General features: G+C 63.1%; 17 protein-coding genes. 4 read left to right on the forward strand and 13 right to left on the reverse strand.

Translation table 11 applies throughout. The annotated features are described in order from the left end of the window. Positions 1-6: 6 nt before the first annotated feature. Both AC6H4Z_RS22750 and AC6H4Z_RS22755 read right to left on the reverse strand, forming a co-directional pair. Complete coding sequence (locus AC6H4Z_RS22750) at positions 7-1782, reverse strand: hypothetical protein (RefSeq protein WP_497544260.1); 1776 nt, start codon at positions 1780-1782, stop codon at positions 7-9. 140 nt (positions 1783-1922) lie between these two features. Beyond that, positions 1923-2636, reverse strand: coding sequence for a DUF998 domain-containing protein (locus tag AC6H4Z_RS22755; protein WP_497544261.1), 714 nt, complete (start codon positions 2634-2636; stop codon positions 1923-1925). A gap of 59 nt (positions 2637-2695) precedes the next feature. On the opposite strand from AC6H4Z_RS22755, the gene AC6H4Z_RS22760 reads away from it, so the two are divergent. Then, positions 2696-3403 carry a TetR/AcrR family transcriptional regulator gene (locus tag AC6H4Z_RS22760; protein ID WP_497544262.1) on the forward strand — a complete coding sequence of 236 codons (708 nt, stop codon included), beginning with the start codon at positions 2696-2698 and terminating at the stop codon, positions 3401-3403. A gap of 40 nt (positions 3404-3443) precedes the next feature. Then, positions 3444-4877, forward strand: a complete 1434-nt coding sequence (locus AC6H4Z_RS22765) for a M20/M25/M40 family metallo-hydrolase (RefSeq protein WP_497544263.1) — start codon at positions 3444-3446, stop codon at positions 4875-4877. Positions 4878-4895: 18 nt separating this feature from the next. Here AC6H4Z_RS22765 and AC6H4Z_RS22770 read toward each other — a convergent pair whose 3' ends face one another. The 7 genes from AC6H4Z_RS22770 to AC6H4Z_RS22800 form a co-directional block, all read right to left on the reverse strand. Next, positions 4896-7013, reverse strand: a complete 2118-nt coding sequence (locus AC6H4Z_RS22770) for a M13 family metallopeptidase (protein WP_497544264.1) — start codon at positions 7011-7013, stop codon at positions 4896-4898. A 93-nt stretch (positions 7014-7106) separates the two neighbouring features. Beyond that, positions 7107-8276 carry an exo-beta-N-acetylmuramidase NamZ family protein gene (locus tag AC6H4Z_RS22775; protein WP_497544265.1) on the reverse strand — a complete coding sequence of 390 codons (1170 nt, stop codon included), beginning with the start codon at positions 8274-8276 and terminating at the stop codon, positions 7107-7109. A 52-nt stretch (positions 8277-8328) separates the two neighbouring features. Continuing rightward, the gene (locus AC6H4Z_RS22780; protein WP_497544266.1) at positions 8329-8847 is read right to left on the reverse strand and encodes a hypothetical protein; all 519 of its coding nucleotides are present in this window, start codon (positions 8845-8847) and stop codon (positions 8329-8331) included. A gap of 84 nt (positions 8848-8931) precedes the next feature. After that, on the reverse strand, positions 8932-9810 hold the full coding sequence (locus tag AC6H4Z_RS22785) for an NAD(P)H-binding protein (protein WP_497544267.1): 879 nt from the start codon (positions 9808-9810) through the stop codon (positions 8932-8934). 43 nt (positions 9811-9853) lie between these two features. Further along, positions 9854-10153: a hypothetical protein gene (locus AC6H4Z_RS22790; RefSeq protein WP_497544268.1), complete on the reverse strand. Its 300-nt coding sequence runs from the start codon at positions 10151-10153 to the stop codon at positions 9854-9856. 115 nt (positions 10154-10268) lie between these two features. Further along, positions 10269-10979 (reverse strand): type 1 glutamine amidotransferase domain-containing protein, encoded by a 711-nt coding sequence (locus AC6H4Z_RS22795; RefSeq protein WP_497544269.1) that lies wholly within the window; start codon positions 10977-10979, stop codon positions 10269-10271. An 11-nt stretch (positions 10980-10990) separates the two neighbouring features. Next, positions 10991-12127 (reverse strand): alpha/beta fold hydrolase, encoded by a 1137-nt coding sequence (locus tag AC6H4Z_RS22800; RefSeq protein ID WP_497544270.1) that lies wholly within the window; start codon positions 12125-12127, stop codon positions 10991-10993. Between the two features lie 65 nt (positions 12128-12192). Between AC6H4Z_RS22800 and AC6H4Z_RS22805 the strand changes: the two genes are divergently transcribed. Next, on the forward strand, positions 12193-12540 hold the full coding sequence (locus AC6H4Z_RS22805) for a PadR family transcriptional regulator (RefSeq protein ID WP_497544271.1): 348 nt from the start codon (positions 12193-12195) through the stop codon (positions 12538-12540). Next, positions 12537-13736, forward strand: coding sequence for a hypothetical protein (locus AC6H4Z_RS22810; RefSeq protein WP_497544272.1), 1200 nt, complete (start codon positions 12537-12539; stop codon positions 13734-13736). Before AC6H4Z_RS22805 ends, AC6H4Z_RS22810 begins: the two co-directional genes overlap by 4 nt. 22 nt (positions 13737-13758) lie before the next feature. On the opposite strand, the gene AC6H4Z_RS22815 is transcribed toward AC6H4Z_RS22810, so the two are convergent. The 4 genes from AC6H4Z_RS22815 to AC6H4Z_RS22830 all read right to left on the reverse strand — a co-directional run bounded on the left by AC6H4Z_RS22815 (position 13759) and on the right by AC6H4Z_RS22830 (position 18308). Next, on the reverse strand, positions 13759-14268 hold the full coding sequence (locus AC6H4Z_RS22815; RefSeq protein ID WP_497544273.1) for a hypothetical protein: 510 nt from the start codon (positions 14266-14268) through the stop codon (positions 13759-13761). A 24-nt stretch (positions 14269-14292) separates the two neighbouring features. Next, positions 14293-14931, reverse strand: coding sequence for an Ig-like domain-containing protein (locus AC6H4Z_RS22820; protein ID WP_497544274.1), 639 nt, complete (start codon positions 14929-14931; stop codon positions 14293-14295). Between the two features lie 216 nt (positions 14932-15147). Then, positions 15148-16059 (reverse strand): ROK family protein, encoded by a 912-nt coding sequence (locus AC6H4Z_RS22825; protein ID WP_497544275.1) that lies wholly within the window; start codon positions 16057-16059, stop codon positions 15148-15150. Continuing rightward, complete coding sequence (locus AC6H4Z_RS22830) at positions 16059-18308, reverse strand: protein kinase domain-containing protein (RefSeq protein ID WP_497544276.1); 2250 nt, start codon at positions 18306-18308, stop codon at positions 16059-16061. The genes AC6H4Z_RS22825 and AC6H4Z_RS22830 overlap by 1 nt, the downstream gene beginning before the upstream one ends. Between the last annotated feature and the right edge of the window lie 44 nt (positions 18309-18352).

Consider the following 18352-nt stretch of genomic DNA (forward strand, 5'->3'; position numbering starts at 1 on the left):
CTTGGGCTAAAAGACTGCAATGACTCGTTCAGCGACTATTGGCAGATCGGCCCCGGATGCCAACATCAGCCGCACGCGATACTGTCCCGGGTTGAGCCGCGATAGATCGACCGTCAATCCGCGCGACGCGATCTGACCAGCAACAGACGGTACCTCGCGCCACTGCAAGCTGAGTCCTCGTTCGGGGTCCATGACTCCCAGCTTCACGAGCGACCGATGGATCAAGCCTTGATCGATCCGTTCCACCGCCAGCGCGTATTCGAGCGTCTCGCCATCGGGACGGACGCCATACGTCTCCCAGAAAATGCCAATCTGCCGATTACTCGGCACGCGCAACGCCCGTAGCGCGAGCGGTACTGCTTCATCGAGCGATTTTGGCGCTGAATCGCGCGGCGCGTACAATAAGAGATCTGAAAGACCCAGACGCGTGCCCGACTGTGGCAGCTTTGGTGCGAATCGCATACGGCCTGCGGCTCGTCTCGCCGAATCCAGAACCTCCAGGCTGACGATCATCGGACGCCACGGCGCCATGAGTGTCGATACCACGTTGAGACCGGCGTTCTCGATCGTTTTGCCGATTGGCGGGAGAACACCGCCACGATCGACGATCGCCGCAAATGCACCCGCCCGCCGTGTCTGTCCGAGTGCTGCGTCATCGTTGATAGCGAACGCTGCGACGATGAGCGCCGAGTCGCCGCGACGAAAGAGCGAGACCTGATTGTCCACGAGTGGCTGAAGACTGCCTGCCCACACCGGGGCATACGTCGGCCTGCTCTCCACGTTCCAGAACTCCCAGTCTTCGGCCGACAGCTGATCAGGCGACGCGAACACGTGCGCGTCGGGGAAGAAGTTGAAGGCCGGCACGCGCCGAATACCGGCGATTTGCGGCGGCTCCAACGCGCCGCGCTGCACCTCGCCCTGCGTGTACCAGAGCGCAACACCGTAGCGCAGTAGCGTCTCGCGATCGTCCGTGCGCAGCCAGTCGCTCAGCACGGTCCGACTGTCCTGCTCGATGTACATCCGAGTGATGCGGGCGAAGAACTCCGTGCGCAAATCATTCACGCTCGTCATGTACAGCGGCTGAACGAGTCGCCAGAACGCCGCCGTCATCGAGTCGCGTGGTTCGCCCTCTGCGCTTCGGTACGGTCCAGCAGCGCGCCGCCCGAGTAGCATCGCGAGATCGTCCCATTTGCGGCGGTCCGGCTCGGGCATCTCGGCGAGTGCCGAGGTGAACGCAGCATCGGCACGGGAGTACTGGCCGTACTGCTGCGCCGTATATCCAATGAGCGCGAGACACCAGCTCTTCGTTGCCGGGGTTGCTGCGCTGGCCGCGCATACGACGCCGGTGCTATCGGCGGCCTGTGGCTTTCCCGCCTCGACGAGATAGCGAATCTTTTGGCCGAGGATCCACCGGTCACCGGGAACCATGGCGCCGAGGCTGTCGAGCGTCGCCAGAAGCTGCCGTCGCGCCGCGACGACCTCATACGCCTCTGGGGGCGCGGCGGACGCGACTTGCTGGATGTAACAGTAGCGGCCGACGACGGCGTCACAGCCGTTGGCGCCGGTCAGTGTCGCGCGCGGCAGGAGTCGGCGTCGCAGCGTCTCGAAGTCGCCCTGTGCCCGGTGCGCGATTCGAAGAGCGCGCGTGGAATCAACACTCGTGACCGCGAGAGGTGGTCGACGAACGGGTGCAGATGCGCCAGCCGCATCGGATGTCGCGGGGCTTTGGCGTAACGCCGACATCGCTCCGACGACGACGAACGCCGATACCGTGAACAACATGTTGTGCCGCCATCTCAGCGATGAAGCAATTCCCCGCTGGGCACGACGGCAGGCGATGTGCCGCGCGCGGCGCTCGACTCAGCGCCGCGCGGTGTGTGGCACCAATGGCCAATGAAATGATGAACTACTGAATTTGACTTCTAGCGAGGCGCGCAGTTCGGGTCCGGCGCCACACGATACAAGCGAAGGGATAACACGGCGAGCCACGCCCATCCGGCGACGACCGAGATCCAGATTCCCAGAATCCCGCCCGACTTGTTGGCGAATACGCCGCCACCATAGAACGCGACCAGCACGACAATGCCGCTCGCGAGCGAAAATCGCGCGAGCGACCGCATGCCTCGCCGTGACAACACCCGCGCGGCAACGAGACAGCTGACGCCGAGTGCGGTGAAGCCGAGCGTCCCGACGATGAAGTGCGTCATCCCCATGGTGCTCATCGACGTCGGCGGTCCCACAGGCGTGCCGACGGGAAATCCGTCCATCGGATCGGCGCGAAATACCGACGCGGCAACCATGCTCGCGCCGAACGTGCCGAGCCACCAGCTCGTAGCGCGCGACGCTGGCGCAAGCACTCGCGCGAATCCCACGGCCGCGGCGATCACCATGAGGCCCGTGAGCGCGAAGTTCACCGTCTGCACCCAGCCACCGGGCCCGTTGGCGAGCACGCTGAGCGGATGTCGCGCGAATGAAAATCCATCGCGCACAAATGCTTGGATCAACCCGACCACGAGATAGAACGGCCCTGCGACGACGCCGTAGCCAAGCAGTGAACGGGTGATCGCCGCGCCACGATCGAAGCCCGCTGATTTCGTGAGACCGGGCGCCGCGCCGGCAGATGCGTTCAACGACATGTGCGCCTTCCGTGATGGTGGGGGTGGACTGTCGGCGTCCACGCTATACTATTTCACCCATGAGTGCAACAGTTGATCGTCGCGCCAAACATCGGCGCGCAGGACCGCGCGAGGACGACCCACGTGTCGTGCGCACGCGAGCCGCGGTGGTCGACGCCGCGCGAACGCTATTCCTTCGCCAGGGGTATGCGGGCACCACCATGGAGGAGATCGCGGAATTGGCCGGTCTCACCAAGCGCACCGTTTACAACAACTACGGCGACAAAGGCGCGCTCTTCACGCAGATCGTCACCGATGTCATCGCGTTCGCCGAGGCCTTTGCGCGAGAACTCCACGAGGAATTCACGATCGGTGTCACGGCTGCCAACGTACGGCCAACGCTCGACGATCTCGGTCGCCGACTCGCACTCGGCATCGTGCGTCCAGAAGTCGTAGCGCTTCGTCGTCTGCTGATTGGTGAGGCGCGGGAGTTTCCAGCGCTCGCCGCGGAGTACTTCGATCGAGCACCCGGCCAGGTAATCGCGGCGTTGGCGACGGGATTCCAACATCTGAAGGGCGCCGGCTTGCTACGTGTGACACACTCGCGCCGAGCGGCCGCGCAGTTCGCGTACCTCGTCGCCGGCGAGGCGCTCGATCGCGCCATGTTGGTGGGCACGGTACCGCCAAAGACTCAGGTGATCGCCGGCGCCAAGGAAGGCGTCGAGACGTTCATGGCGCGCTACGGGACTGGTGGTCGTCGCGCTGCGACGGCCCGCGAGCTATTCTGAATCCTTCCCCCACTCTCTCGCCTTTCGGACGGATCCCAGAATGTCGCGTTCACCGCTCATCGCCTTCGCCGCACTCTGCGCCGCCGCGGCGCTTCACGCGCAAGCACCGCTCTCGCCGCGCCAACAAGCCGCGCGCGAGATCTACGCAGAGCTCGTCTCCATCAACTCGGCAGACTCTGTCGGTTCGGTGACTCGCGCTGCCGAAGCGATGGCGAAACGTTTCCGCGACGCGGGCTTCCCAGCGAGTGACGTCCAGATCCTTATCCCGGCCGGAAAGCCGACGAAAGGCAATCTCGTCGTCCGCTACCATGGCACCCGCGGTGCTGCGGCCGGCAAGCCGATTCTCCTGCTCGCGCACATCGACGTTGTCGCTGCACGACGCGACGAATGGCCGCGCGATCCGTTCACGATGGTGGAGGAGAACGGCTACTTCCTGGGCCGCGGCACGGCGGACGACAAGCCGATGGCCGCGATCTTCGTCGCGAATCTGCTTCAATACAAGAAGGAAGGCTGGCGCCCCGAACGCGACCTCGTGCTCGCGCTCACAGCTGACGAAGAGGGCGGCGACGCGAATGGCGTCCAGTTTCTGCTCGCCGAACATCGGCAGGTGATCGAGGCGTCGTACGCGATCAACGAAGGCGGTGGTGGAACGCTCGATGGAACAGGCCTGGCCGCTAAGCCGCTGTTCCACTCGATTCAAGCCGCCGAGAAGGTCTACACGGACTTTACGCTGACGACGACGAACACCGGTGGGCACTCGAGCGTGCCGCGGCCGGACAACGCGATTTATGAGTTGTCTGATGCGCTCTCAAAGCTCGCGCGCTTTTCGTTCCCGGTGGAGCTGAACCCAACGACGCGTGCCTTCTTCGAGGAGACGGCCAAGGTCGAGAAGCCGGCCATGGCCGCCGCAATGCGCGCCATCGCCAAGAATCCGTCGGACTCGGCCGCCTCGGCGACACTATCACGCGACATGCGCTACAACTCCATGCTGCGCACAACGTGCGTTGCGACACGCCTTGCGGGCGGACATGCCTACAACGCGCTGCCACAGACCGCGAGTGCGAACGTCAATTGCCGCATGGCGCCGACGTCGAACGTGGAGTACGTGCGATCCACTCTCGCACGCGTGTTCGCTGACACGGGCATCAAGATCACGTTCACGAATTCCGCTGCTCCAGATTTCCCGACATCGGTCCCGCCGATCGAGCCGGCGCTGCTTGCCGCAGCGACGGATCTGACGCACTCGATGTGGGGAAACATTCCGGTGATTCCGACGATGTCCACCGGCGCGACGGACGGGCACTGGCTCCGCGCGGCAGGAATTCCGACTTATGGCGTCAGTGGAATTTTCTCGTCGCCCGGCGAGACCAACGCGCACGGGCGCGACGAGAAGCTGCGCGTGAAATCGTTCTTCGAGGGACTCGATTTTCTCGACAAGCTCGTGCGACGATTGGGCGCGGGCACGCAGCCCTGACGCATTCGCGCGTGTAGCCTACCAGATCCGCACGCGCTTATCGCGGGGAATGTACAACTTGCTCTCGGCCGGAACGCTGAACGCGTCGTACCACGCATCGATGTTCGCGAGCGGACCATTCACACGGAACGCTCGCGGGCTGTGACGATCGGTCGTCACCTGCTGCTTGACGTACGCGTCCGTGTACTTCCCGCTCCACGCTTGTGCCCAGCCGAGAAACACGCGCTGATCGCCTGACAGACCGTCCAATACCGGCGCTGGTTTTCCCTGCAGCGACGCGCGATAGGCATCCAGTGCGAGCGTGATGCCGCCCAAGTCGGCGATGTTCTCGCCGAGTGTGAGTTTGCCGTTGATGTGAAGATTGGGCAGTGGTGTGAAGCCGTCGTACTGTGCGGCGAGGGCGTTGGCTCGCGCTTGAAACGTCTTCGCGTCGGCCGGCTGCCACCAATCGCGCAGTGCGCCAGCCGCGTCGATCGTCCGTCCCTCGTCGTCGAAGCCGTGCGTCAGTTCATGTCCGATGACGGCACCGGCCGCGCCATAGTTGACGGCCGGATCAGCGTTCGGATCGAAGATCGGCGGCTGGAGAATGCCGGCGGGAAAGACGATGTCGCGCAGTGAACCGTTGTACGCGTCGTTGGTCTGCGGCGTCATGTTCCAGTCTGTCTTATCGACGGGACCCTTCATTCGGCCAACATAGAACTGCCAGTCGAATGCGCCTGTGCGCTCGGCGTCGCCGAGCAGGTCGTCGTCACGGATCACGAGCTTGGAGTAGTCGCGCGCGTGATCAGGATACCCGACCTTGATCTGGTACGTGTCGAGCTTCTTGAGCGCCTCCTGACGAGTGGGTGCGCTCATCCAGTCGAGCGTCTCGATCCGCTTCCGGTATGCGGCTTTGACGTTCTGTACCAATTCTTGAATCTTGGCCTGTGTGCTGGGCGGAAAATAGCGAGCGGTGTAGAGCTGACCGACACCAAAGCCCATGGAGCCGAAGCGTGCGAAGCGATCTCCGGTGAGAAAGTCTCCGCCGGAAACGACGTTGACACCGCGTTTCCAGCGCGGGCTGCGCGCCGTTTGTCCGGTGAGTACTGGTACGAGTATGTGCGAGAATGCGCTTTCGAACCCAGACGAGAGGAACGGTGAAGCGTTTTCGGCCACCGTGAAGGCCTGCCACGCCTGGAGCGTTGACAGTGGCGTGGACGCAAACACGGCGGCGATCTTTGGGAAAGCGCTCTTTTCACCGACGATGATACGGTCGGTGCCGCTCAGCCCAGCCTCTTTGAGGAATCCATTCCAGTCGAAGCCGGGCGCGAACTTCGAGAGCTCGGCGACAGACATCGGGTTGTACAACGCGTTCGGGTCGCGCGTCTCGACGTTTGTCCAGCTCGCCTTTGCAATGGCCGACTCGAAGGCAACGATGTCCTTCGCGCGCGCGTCGGCGTCGGGCCAGTCGACCAGATGAAGGATGGTCGATACGTAGCGTTGAAGCGAATCCCGCGCCGCCGCGAACTCGGGCTTCAAATAGTAGTCGCGGTCTGGAAGCGAGAGGCCCGACTGGTTGAGATAGACCGAGTAGATCGCCGGATTCTTGAGATCGACATCGAGCGTGATCGCGAAGATAGTGCCGTTGAAGGAACTCTGATTTCTGCCACTCAGTGCAGCGATGGCATCGCGTGACGTCGCGGAGCGAACGACATCGAGGTGCGATGCCAGTGGCTTGGCGCCGAGCGTTTCGACGCCGGCGGAGTCCATGAACGCCTTGTAGTACGCGCCGACCTTCCCTTCCAGATCCGTTGGCTCATGCGGGGCCTTCGCTGCCGCCGACTCCAGCATGGCGTGCAGGTGTGCGTTGGTCGAATCGGTCATCATGAGACGCGGCCCGATGCCCGGCTTGTCCGCGGGAATTTCGGCGCGCTTCAGCCATGTGCCGTTGGCATAGCGGAAGAAGTCGTCTCCGGGTCGCACCGACGTGTCTCGCGAAGCGAGATCGACGCCCCACGTTCCATACTGCGGGTGCTGGGTTGCTACCGGCTCCGCTTTGGAGCATGCAAATACGAAGAGGAGCGGAGCGCAGCACAGAAGTCTTGGCATGGGCCGGAGCGCCGTGTCGCTGGTCAGGAGAGACGTGCCGATGAGCATTGCATGAACATGCTCACGCGACGGACGCGGCGCCAGATCGTTGTCACCAAGAACTCTAATTTTCGATGGCGCTTTGGACGCTCGCCCGTGACTTCATTCGTAGAGTCGAGCGGCGCGAGTTCGGACATCCCAGTCGCTGACACTGAACTGCGAATCGGGAATCGCATTGCCGGATTCGATCAGTCGGCGCAGCGATCGATTGCCAGCGAGCCGCTCGAAGTGCCCCACGCCTGACGGGTTCGCGACGGTCGGATACGTGGCCCATGCGAATTGGTCACGATGGAGTCGGCGAATCGCTTCGAGCAACGCGACACCGGCCCGCACGGGGCGCAACGCGCGACGATCAGCGATTTCCAATCGAAGCGTCGTCCCGGCCGGCTCGAGCGATAGTCCGCGCAGACGCTCGTCGTCGGCGCACGTGGCCGCGACGGCCGTTGCGTCCAACCACGGAGCCGAGAGTTGACGGAACGGCCGGTCTGTAGCACGACCGATGTCGATATTTGTCGCCTCGAATAGACAGATACCCGGGTAGCAAAGCGCGCTCTCATACGACGGTAGCGCCGGAGACATTGGAACGAACGTCAATCCGGTGTCTACCCAGTGCATATCGCGCCGCCAGTTCGCACATGGCACAACGCGAAGTTGCAACGACGACGCTCGCTCTCGCTGCCAGAGGCGCGCAATCTCGCCGATCGTCAACGAGTGACGGATCGGGAAGTCGGCTCGGCCGAGCAGCGAGTGTTGCTCGTCGTCGAGCAACGGTCCCTCAGCGTCTCGCATATCGCCGCCAATCGGATTCGGGCGGTCGAGAACGATGACGGGAAGGCCGGTGGCGGCGCACGCATCGAGGACGTGCGTCATCGTCCACACGTACGTATAGAAGCGCGCGCCAGCATCGGGCAGATCGACGACGACCGCGTCGATCCCTTCAAGTTGTTCGCGCGTCGGCGTGAGTCGGTCGCCATAGAGGCTCGTCACGCCAAGCCCAGTCAACGCATCACGCCCGTCCGCGACGTGGGCGCCGTCAGCAGCGATGGCGCCGAGGCCGTGCTCGGGCGAAAACAGTCGCGTGATGTTGATTCCGGCGTCGAGCAGCGCAGATCGCGAAGCGACGTCGAAACGATCCGCGAGTCGTGCGGCGTCATTCGTCAGCATCGCGAGAGGGCCAGCCGGCCAATGCTCTAGCCCATCGACAACCTGGTCGACGCCAAAACGGACGCGGTTGGGATTGGCGGCGGACTGCCACTTTGGTGAGTCGTGCATACTTGCCGGCAAAGTGGCGGTGGGGAGCTGCTCTGCTCCCAAAATAGCAGCGTCACGGCGTGCCGGGCGACCTGAGGTAGTCGGCGTCTACGAAGTCGGTCAACATCATGATCTGGTTATAGGCGACGTGCAGCGTATCGCCATGCAGCGTTCCAGTCGCGCCCCACGGCCCGGCGCTGCTCCATCCTTCCCACTTGAATGTGATCGTGGAGTCCACGCGCGCGAACGATCCGCGGTACTCGAAGAACCCGACGCGACCACTCGAGAACTGCAAGGCGAACGTGCTGTCCTCGTAGAAAACGAACTGCGATACGAGGATGCCGTTGTGGTACAGCAGAGTTCCAGGGTTGCCGTACGGCGCGCCTCTCTCCGTGTAGACGTTCCCTGCGCGCGAGAGCGCGGGAAATCCGGCTGTCGGCGATCCAGGACCAGACGCCGGTACCGTAGGCGCGGGAGCCCCGGGAATCGGCTGTTGACCGGTTTGCGTTGGCGTCGTGATGTCCGCGCACGCAGCGGCAATGCCGAGCAGCGCGATGACGATCGTGGTTCGAGTGTTTCGAGCTGTTGTCACGTGTCGATCCGTGATCGAGAGCGGAGTGGACGGAATCTGTCAATCAATGAAACGAGATCCTGTCGTTTGAAGCGGACATCCGCTTCAGACCCCTTGGCTGACGAACGCCGCGGTGTTGTCGGCAGCCCACTGATGGAATGTTCGAGCTGGCGTTCCAAGGATTTCATGAACCGCGGATGTCACGTACGCTCGATGCCCGAGCGTTGCCTGCCAAGCGCCGAGTAGCATCTCGACGACGGCGGGCGGCCACGTCCCCGCCGTTTCGCGACGAAACTCGTCGGGCGACAGTTCATCGAATCGAATCGGTCGCCCAATGGCATCACCGATCACACGCAACTGCGCGGCTTGGCTGATCGACTCCGGTCCAGTCAGAACGTAGTCGCCGCGCACATGCTGCTCATCGCTCAACGTGCGCGCGGCCACCGCGGCGATGTCACGCTCATCGATCGGTGCCGTCTCTGCGGCGCCGCACGGCCAGCGCACCGGGTCGCCTTTTCGAATCTGCGGCGCCCACCAATGGAGTACGTTCGACGCGAACATCCCTGGCCGGAGAACAACGACATCGAGCGCGGCGGCCGTGAGCAAACGCTCAACCTCGGCATGAAGAGCCCGCAATCCGTTCGGTTGCTGGAAGAATGGGTGCGGAGTCTGGTGCGGCGACGAGAGGTAGACGACGCGCCGGCGTTGCCCCGACGTCTGCGCCGCGAATCGCGCGATGGCCGCGGAAGCTGCGTCCTGCGCGGCAGTCCAGACGAGGAATACAGAACCGACTCCGTCGACAGCTGCGTCGAGCGACTCAGGTTTAGTGAGGTCGCCTACGATGATCTCCGCGCCAGGAGGGAGAGCTGCGCGCTCCGGATGGCGTGTGAGTGCTCGCACCGGAACGCCGGCGCGCAATAGTTCATCGACGACGAGGCGGCCAACGCGGCTCGTTGCGCCAGTGACGAGGACCGAGCCTGTCACGACGTGCACCGACCCGAATCGGAGCAACGACAGAACTGAAGCATCACGCGTGTCTCGCTTGGCGTTTGCGTGCGTAAATCATGATCAGCGCAATCACACATCCCCACGCAATACCTCCAAGCCCGAAACCGACGTAGATGGACGCTCGATCACCAAGGCTGGATCGTAACACGCTCGACAAGAAGATTCCCGGAGTGCCGAGGATCAACACGACGACCCGAAACCAGCCGGGCGCGATGGTGCCGCTGTCATCGATCGCCGATGCCAATCCGAACAAGCCCGCGGCGAGAGAAGCCTGAATCGCGGCGATCGATACGACGAGAAGAGCGGAGCGAGCGGACATTGTCTGCGCGACGATGCGAATTAGCGGATAGCAGAGGGGCGACGTCAACTGCACGCCGCCCCGCTATGCTACTCGTCAAAGTCCTACCCGCGCAACTGACGCTGTCCTACATAGGTCAGGCCGCTTCCGCGGAAGGTGTCGCGTGGCTCGAGAGGTACTTGAGGACCGATTGCGCCGCCACGGTAGACGACGCCGGATTCTGTCCCGTGATCAGTCGGCCGTCGACGATGGCGAACGGAACCCAGTTTGCCTTCTTCTCGAACTTGGCGCCGAGCCGTTGCAGCTCATCCTCGACCAGGAACGGCACGACCTTGGTGAGTTGCACCTCTTCCTCTTCGGCATTCGTGAAGCCGGTGACGCGCTTTCCCTTCACGAGTGGCGCGCCTTTGTACGTCACGTGGCGGAGCACGCCAGGCGAGTGGCAGACCAACGCGATCGGCTTGCCAGAATTGTAAAACGACTCGAGCAACGCGATCGACACCGGACTCTCGGCGAGGTCCCACGTGGGCCCGTGTCCGCCGACATAGAACACTGTGTCGTAATCCTCGGCTTTCACATCGGCGAGCTTCACCGTCTGGGAGAGCGCCTTTTTCGCATCCGGGTCTTGCTTGAACCGCGTCATCGCGGGGGTCTGACCGTCCGGTGCGTCGCTCTTCGGATCGATTGGCGGCTGACCGCCGTTTGGCGACGCAAGCGTCAGTTCGACTCCGGCATCCTTGAAAACAAAATAGGGCGCCGCGAATTCCTCGAGCCAGAAGCCAGTCTTGCGACCAGTGTTGCCCAACTGATCGTGAGACGTGAGAACCATCAGAATTTTTGTCGTCATGCCACACAGTATTAGTGTGGCTTTCGCGTCGATATCCGATCTTCGTCCAATCGAGAAGCCAAGAACGCGTTGATCTCGCGAACGACGTCCGCCTCATTCGTAAGAAAGACGTAGTGGCTGGACTCAGGTACGTCCACGATTCGCACGTATGGAGCAGCGCGTCGCACAACGTCGGCTTGCCTGGCTCGAGAAGTGGAATCACGCGTGATGAACACAGCCCGCGCCGCGCTCGAGAGGTTTTGTGGCGGCTGAGGATGCGCGAAAATGGCAAGCACCGGAACAGAGACGCGCAGGTATTTTCGCAGTCCGGCAATCATGGCTTGAGCAACGAAGCGAGCATCCTCGGGCGACCGAATGGGGAGGCCAACGCTTCCATCCGCATACTGATCGAATTGCTGGTGCAACTCGGCGATCGGAACCGCGAAGCCGAACGCTCTCGCTCGCCAGGCACGAAACGCGGCGAAGCTCGAACGATCCGCGGTCCCGGCGGCCGGTGGTGGTGGCGGCGCTTCGCCAGGATCCATGTCGCGCAGCTCGCGTAAATCGCGTTCGAACGTCGGGAGGACCGTCGTCAGCAGCTCGTCGACCAATCGCCTCGACGGCGCGTTGCGCAACGTGTCGAGCTTGCCCCGCAGCTCGTTGAGATCGACGCGTGTATCTCCGCTCGTCGTGTCATAGAATGCATACGCATCGGCGGCGTCTAGATAGATGAGCGCCGAGACGCGGTCGCCGTGGCGCGATCCGATCGAGCTGAGCTCTTCGCCGGCGATCGAGTGGCCGACGAGCACGGGCTTGTTGAGATGCAGCGAGTCCATGACGGCGAGCACGTCGTCGCCGAGTCGGTCGGGCGTATAGCCGGCGTCAGGAACGGTCGAGCGGCCGAAGCCGCGGCGGGTGATACCGTAAACGTGATGGTTCGCGCGGAGCTGACGCGCCAAGTCGTCGAAGACATGCGCGGTGTTTCCCAGCCCGGCGAGCAGGACCATCGGCCGACCGGTACCGCCCCAGTCGAGCACCTCGAGCTTTACCGTCGGCTCGACAGTAACGAAGCGCGTGATCGGCTGGTCGGCGGGAACCACTTGAGCGGTCAGTGCCGTGCCGACGGCAAGAATGGAAGCCATGCCTGTCACCCACGTACCTGGAAACATCCGCCCTCCTCGAAATTGGAAGTTGGCCCTTGCGTGATCGCGATTTGTTCTACAGAATAGGACTTATGAGCAAATCACGCCAGCCTACACTTTCGCGTGGCCTCGAGCTCGCCGCGCTCCTCGCCGTCGTGCGTCTTGGCGACGACGCGTACGGTCTCGAAGTACGTCGCGAGCTCATCGAACGGGCAGGCCGCGACTACGCGGTTGGCGCCGTGTACACCACACTGCAGCGTCTCGAGGATAAGGGTTTTCTCAAGTCGCACCTGAGTGAGCCGCAGCCGGTTCGCGGCGGACGGGCCCGTCGGCACTTCACGCTCACCGCTGCCGGACAACGCGCACTCCGTGACGCCGAGCGAAACGCGGCGACCATGTGGTCCGATGTTGGAGACATTCTGCGACCGAGGACGTCATGATTCCGCAGAGACTACGACATGCAGAGCGACCGACGGTGTGGGTGACGAGTGCTCACCGGTTCGGTCCGTGGCCATGGTATCTCACCGCCGCGGATTTCTTCGGGCTGGACGTGGACGTCGTCGACGACATCGCCGGCGATCTCGTGGAAGAGTGCGCGGGTCTTTCAGGGCTACCGCGCTTGGCCGCGCGTGCGTGGTGTGTCGGTCAGGTGCTTCGCGCACTTCCATACCTTGCGATGAGCACTCTGCGCCGCGGACAACCGCGCGCACAGCTACGTCTGCTCGGCGTGCTTGGCGCGCTGATCGTCACAGCCGCCTTCGTCGTCGTGGTACCTCGGCTTCGCGTTGGACCGCCGGCGCTGATCACCGCCGACCGTGGCTTCGACGCGAACGATATCGTGATCAACGATTGGAAGTTCGTGCAGTTGCCGATCCGCGCTCTCGACGCGCGCGGTCACACGGTGACGAAAGCCGGCATTCGCTACGAGCGTGTCAGCGGTGAGCATACTGATATCTCGAAGACTGGCGCGGTCTCGTGCCACGAGCGAGGCGATGCCGTGGTTCGCGCGTCGCTCAACGACTTGGTATCGCTCGTCACAGTCCACTGCCGACCCGTCGCGCAGATCCACACGATGGCATGGCACGACTTTCTGCCCGGTGATCCACCGCAATTGCTGCTCGTCGACGCCATCGGTGCTGACGGCAAAGTCGTCAAAGAGTTGCGCGGCTCGGTTCAGATCGTGGATACGAGCGTCGCGACGCTGCATCGAGGCCTGCTCACGCCGCGCGGCTTCGGGTCGACGCGACTCACGATTGCCGTTGGAGACGCGCGCGTGAACATCGCGGTCAACGTGCACGAAATGGTCGATCGATTCGACAATCTCACGCCCACACAACGCAGTGTCGCAATGCCGTTGCGCCTCGCACACGGCGACACGCTCCATTTTCTTGTCCCGGCTGGAAACCTGTGGGTCAAGTGGAAGTCGCCCGATGGCGCCGCAGCGCACCCGATGATCACCGCCGAGGGGACGGGGTATTGCCACATGGACAATGAGGCGATCGTTCGCTGGCGACCAGTCGGCGAATACGGCGCACACTGCTATATGGGCGACGGCGCGCGGATCCGCATTGCGCGGAGCAACACGGGTGATTCGGTGCTCGCTGGCGCACTGCTCCTCGAGCGAACCTCGCGTTAGCGCGATCGCGACTGAGTTGTAGTCAGCGCGCTTTGGGATGGAGGCGCTTCAACAGCGGAATCAATCCTTCGTCGCGTCGATTGGGATCGCGAAATTCGACCACCGTCCAACGACCATTGTTACGCGCGATTTCGACAACCACGTCTGGCGTCTTGTGACTCGCGCATCCGCCTGAGCCAACGACGTCCGCGAGAAATCCACTGCCTTGGGCGCGGACTGATTTTACTGTGTACTTGTTGCAGGGATCCTGGGCATTGAGGTACGGATCGCCATCAAGGCCGTCGACTTCATCCTTCGCTCGTGCTCGCGCGGTCGAGTCGATGCGAAGCCACCGAACGAGTTCTGGTTCGAACTGCAACGGCCCTTTCGTCGCGGCGGCCATGATCATGTCCCGATTGCCAGGCTTCGCGGCTCGGGGTACGTACCAGTCGTAAAACGCCTGGACGGCGTGGCGCGCGGAGTCGGTCGGCGTCTGCGCAGGGAGAACGTTTACGAACACGGTTCCGAAAAGGATTAGTGCGCGAATGATCATTGTTGGCCGCCGAAGAAACCGCGATCAAGGAGCGTTGTTCAGCACGAACGAAACCGTATTCGCGGCACTCTGCGCACCAGACAACGCGGTCTGAGATGCACTCAGCATGCACGCGCCGTTGGGCAGCGTCCGCAGACCTGTCGAATCGACCTGTAGCGTATTGATGCTCAAGGTAACTACCGCGATCGGCTGGTTCGGAGTGGCAACAATGTTCGTTTGCTGCGCGGAGATCGACTTACCTCCGCAGCTAACTGTCGCTTGGACACTCTTTAACAATCGAAAATCTGCTTCGACATTCAGAACTATATCGATCTGACCAGCAACGCTGATCAGGTTCGCCGGAGCCGATGTGCACCCCGCGGAGACCGTGCAGGTTTTGATGTTGATCGCGGCAATCGTGACGGTCGAAGGGATGCCGATGCCAGTAACGGTGACTGCGCCAGCTCCGAGGATAGACGGGTCTTCGTGCGACCGAACCACGACCGTGGCAGTGCCAACCTTCATCCCCGTCACCGTACCGGTCTGATCGACCCTCGCAACGGAGGTGTCGCTCGACGACCAAACGACCGTCGTATCTGCGACACCCGCGGTCGGAGATACCGTCGCCGTGAATCGAGCAGTTGACCCAACTGCCATCACCAGCGACGAGGGCGAGATCCTCACTTCGCCTACGAAGACGTGGGTGTCCACAGGAAGAGTTACGTCGCCGCCACAAGCCGCGGAGCCGACGGCCGCCAGGGTCAAGAGACCCACCAACGATGACTGAGCTATGCGCTGCATACGTCGTATCTGCACTCGGCGAACTAGGCTTAGAATGAGAGAACGCGCCTCGTCGCGCCTCCTGCTAACCTATCGATCATTCGCAAAATACAAAGACGCTCACACCTTCGCTGAAGTTTCCTGCGGCCAAAGCCACGCTGCACCGCGAACTCCGCTCGAATCACCGTGCCGGTTGCGCACGACTCTGGTGACGACGCGATCAGAAAATACGTAATCTTCGAGTCTCGCCGACACAAACTCCGCCAGTTGCGGCATGTTCGACATGCCGCCGCCGAGGACGATCACGTCCGGGTCGAGCAGATTGATCACCGAGGCGAGCCCGCGCGCGAGCCGATCGCGATAGCGCGTCACAGCAACCGTCGCGCGCACATCACCCGACGCGGCGCGTGCTACGATCTCGCTCGGCGCGATTGACTCTCCGGTCTCCGACGCGAACTCTGCCGCGAAACCCGGGCCAGAAAGAAACGTCTCGATGCACCCACGCTTGCCGCAGTAGCACTCAGGTCCGGGATACTCTGCCGGCGTCATCCATGGCAGCGGATTGTGTCCCCACTCCCCGGCAATGAGGTTCACGCCGTCCAGGCAGCGTCCATCGACCACGATTCCACCGCCCACGCCAGTGCCGAGGATGACGCCGAAGACGACCTTCGCACCCTGCGCGGCTCCGTCAGCCGCTTCAGAGATTGCGAAACAGTTCGCGTCGTTCTCGATGCGGACGGATCTGCCGAGTCGCGTCTCGAGATCGCGGCCGAGGGGTTGACCGATCAGCCAGACCGAGTTGGCGTTCTTCACGAGACCCGTGCTCGGCACGATGGCGCCGGGAATACCGATTCCAACGGTTCCGCGCTCGCCCGCTTGCTGCTCGACCGCGTCCACCAACGAACCGATCGCCGCGACGGTCGCGTCATATGAGCGTGGCGTGTCGACGCGACGGCGGGCAACGATGTCGCCGGAGTGACCGAGCGCGATCGCCTCGATCTTCGTCCCTCCGAGATCAACTCCGATTCGCATCACGCACCCATCGCGGCGAGTATCTCGTGATACCGCGGGTGGGTCAGCACGGGTTCGATGTCCGGGAAGCGCACCCACATGTGCGCGACGCCGTCTCGTGCCTCGGCGGAACGGAGCGCGAGTTCAAAGCCTTCGTCGACGCGCCCGAGATAAATCGCCGAGATGGCGAGCGAGAAGAATGGGACGGACGAAGTTTGCGCGCGCGCCTCGAGCTCGGTGTGAATCGCCTCGGCTTTCCGCGTTTCGCCACGCTGCATGAACAGGCCCGTCATGGCCTGCAGCATCCACGGATGTCGTCCGAAGCGTTCGATCGTACGCTGCGTAAACGCGAGCCCCGCGTCCGTGTTCCGCGCCCAGGTGTGTGCCCAGGCCAACGCGTAGTGCGGACCGAACGCACTCGGCTCGCGTTCACACGCGCGAACCGCTTCGCTCACTGCCTCTGCATGGCGGCCCAGGGCTCCCATGACAACGGTATACACCGTTGAGCAAACCGGGTTGAACGGATCGTCGGCAATACTGCGTTGGACCTCGCGCACCGCGCCGTCGTCGTCGCGATCCACGTGCACGATCGCCTTACCCCATCCTGCACCAAGCGAGCGCAACTCCGAGAGACGCGGGTTCAGCGCGAGCGCACGCTCGAACAACGCCACTCCTTCCCCGTGTCGGCGGAGGTCCTCTTTCGACAGAATGATCGCCGCCATGGTGCCAATGGCTTCGGCATGATTCGGATCGACGGCCAGCGCTTTGCGCAGATGATCGTACGCTCGCGGATGACACTCGGCGCGCGTGCCGAGTCCATACTGTTCCCTCACCCGCCACGCATTGCCCAACGCCGCGTGCACATCCGGGTCGTCGGGAGTGAGCTCCAGCGCCTGCTCGAGAGCGACGATGGCATCGAGAATCGGCCGTCCGCGCTGCGCGGTGAGTGATCGACCGCGCACGAGCAGCTCGTACGCCTTGATCTCGTCGGTGGACACCGACGACGACGGCGCCGATGCGGCAAACGTGAGCTGCAATCGCTTGGCGATGGCCGCGGCGATCTCGTCTTGCACCGCGAATACGTCGACCAGTTCGCGATCGTAGCGCTCAGACCAGAGTTGGTATCCATCGGCGACCGCGACGAGTTGCGCCGTGATTCTGATGCGCGATCCGGAGCGGCGAATACTTCCTTCGAGAATCGTCGCCACGCGCAGATGTTGGCCGATCTCGCGCGGCTCGGCATTCTTGTTCTTGAAGGAAAACGCCGACGCGCGCGCGGCAACATGCAGCCCTTCGATACTCGCAAGCGCATTCGTGATGTCCTCGGCAATGCCGTCGCCGAGATATTCGTTCTCGCGATCGGCGCTGAGGTTGACGAAGGGAAGCACCGCGATGGAGCGAGCCGGCGGATCGTCGGTGCGCGGTGCCGCCGCGTCATCAGTCGAGAACAGCGCATCCGCGAACGCGCCCGTCGTCGCGAAGCGATCGATCGGTGTTCGCGCCATGGCGCGCTGCAGCGACCGCGCGACGTTACGCGGGACAGCGTCGCGAAGCGCGGTCACGTCCGCGGGCGTTTGCACGAAGCGCTTGGCAATCACCGCCTGAATATTCGGCCCGGTAAAAGGCGGCTCGCCAACGAGCGCCTCGTACAGCACGCAGGCGAGTGCGTACTGATCGCTGCGTCCGTCAACCGATTCGCCTGCCGCCTGCTCGGGGCTGATGTACGCGGGCGTGCCGACGCTCATGCCGGTCTGCGTCATCGCATCGTCACCGATCGTGCTGATCGCTTTGCCGATTCCGAAGTCGGCGACGAAAACATGATCGTCCTGAAGCAGGATGTTCTCCGGCTTCACATCGCGATGGACGATGCCCTGCTCGTGCGCGTGAGCAAGCGCACGGGCCGTCGCGATTACGATGCTGATCGCGTCAGCGATGGGAAGTTGGCCTTCGCGATCCAGGCGATCGCGCAGCGACTCACCGCGTACAACCGGCATTACATAGTAGAGAACACCGGATACCTCGCCCGAGTCGTACAGGGGTAGCACGTGGGGATGAGAAAGTCGCGCTGCAAGCTGGATCTCGCGAAGAAAACGGTCCCGTCCGAGCGTGACGGCCAGGTCGGCGTGCAACACCTTGAGCGCGACGTCGCGCCCGTGCTTGACGTCGTGCGCGAGGTACACGGTCGCCATGCCGCCAGCACCGAGCTGGCGGCCAATGCGGTAGCGATCGGAAAGCGCGGTCGCGAGTTGGTCGGCGGGAGTGGTGTCCACAGGTCCGGAGGAGGGGGCGGGGGAAGTTCGCGCCCAGTCCTTGG

This window comes from Leucogemmata humicola, from assembly GCF_055379415.1.

Coding starts and splice junctions, on each gene's coding strand:
- AC6H4Z_RS22750 (WP_497544260.1), bottom strand. CDS start 1,782: ATGTTGTTCACGGTATCGGCGTTCGTCGTCGTCGGAGCGATGTCGGCG.
- AC6H4Z_RS22755 (WP_497544261.1), bottom strand. CDS start 2,636: ATGTCGTTGAACGCATCTGCCGGCGCGGCGCCCGGTCTCACGAAATCA.
- AC6H4Z_RS22760 (WP_497544262.1), top strand. CDS start 2,696: ATGAGTGCAACAGTTGATCGTCGCGCCAAACATCGGCGCGCAGGACCG.
- AC6H4Z_RS22765 (WP_497544263.1), top strand. CDS start 3,444: ATGTCGCGTTCACCGCTCATCGCCTTCGCCGCACTCTGCGCCGCCGCG.
- AC6H4Z_RS22770 (WP_497544264.1), bottom strand. CDS start 7,013: ATGCTCATCGGCACGTCTCTCCTGACCAGCGACACGGCGCTCCGGCCC.
- AC6H4Z_RS22775 (WP_497544265.1), bottom strand. CDS start 8,276: ATGCACGACTCACCAAAGTGGCAGTCCGCCGCCAATCCCAACCGCGTC.
- AC6H4Z_RS22790 (WP_497544268.1), bottom strand. CDS start 10,153: ATGTCCGCTCGCTCCGCTCTTCTCGTCGTATCGATCGCCGCGATTCAG.
- AC6H4Z_RS22795 (WP_497544269.1), bottom strand. CDS start 10,979: ATGACGACAAAAATTCTGATGGTTCTCACGTCTCACGATCAGTTGGGC.
- AC6H4Z_RS22800 (WP_497544270.1), bottom strand. CDS start 12,127: ATGTTTCCAGGTACGTGGGTGACAGGCATGGCTTCCATTCTTGCCGTC.
- AC6H4Z_RS22805 (WP_497544271.1), top strand. CDS start 12,193: ATGAGCAAATCACGCCAGCCTACACTTTCGCGTGGCCTCGAGCTCGCC.
- AC6H4Z_RS22810 (WP_497544272.1), top strand. CDS start 12,537: ATGATTCCGCAGAGACTACGACATGCAGAGCGACCGACGGTGTGGGTG.
- AC6H4Z_RS22815 (WP_497544273.1), bottom strand. CDS start 14,268: ATGATCATTCGCGCACTAATCCTTTTCGGAACCGTGTTCGTAAACGTT.
- AC6H4Z_RS22825 (WP_497544275.1), bottom strand. CDS start 16,059: ATGCGAATCGGAGTTGATCTCGGAGGGACGAAGATCGAGGCGATCGCG.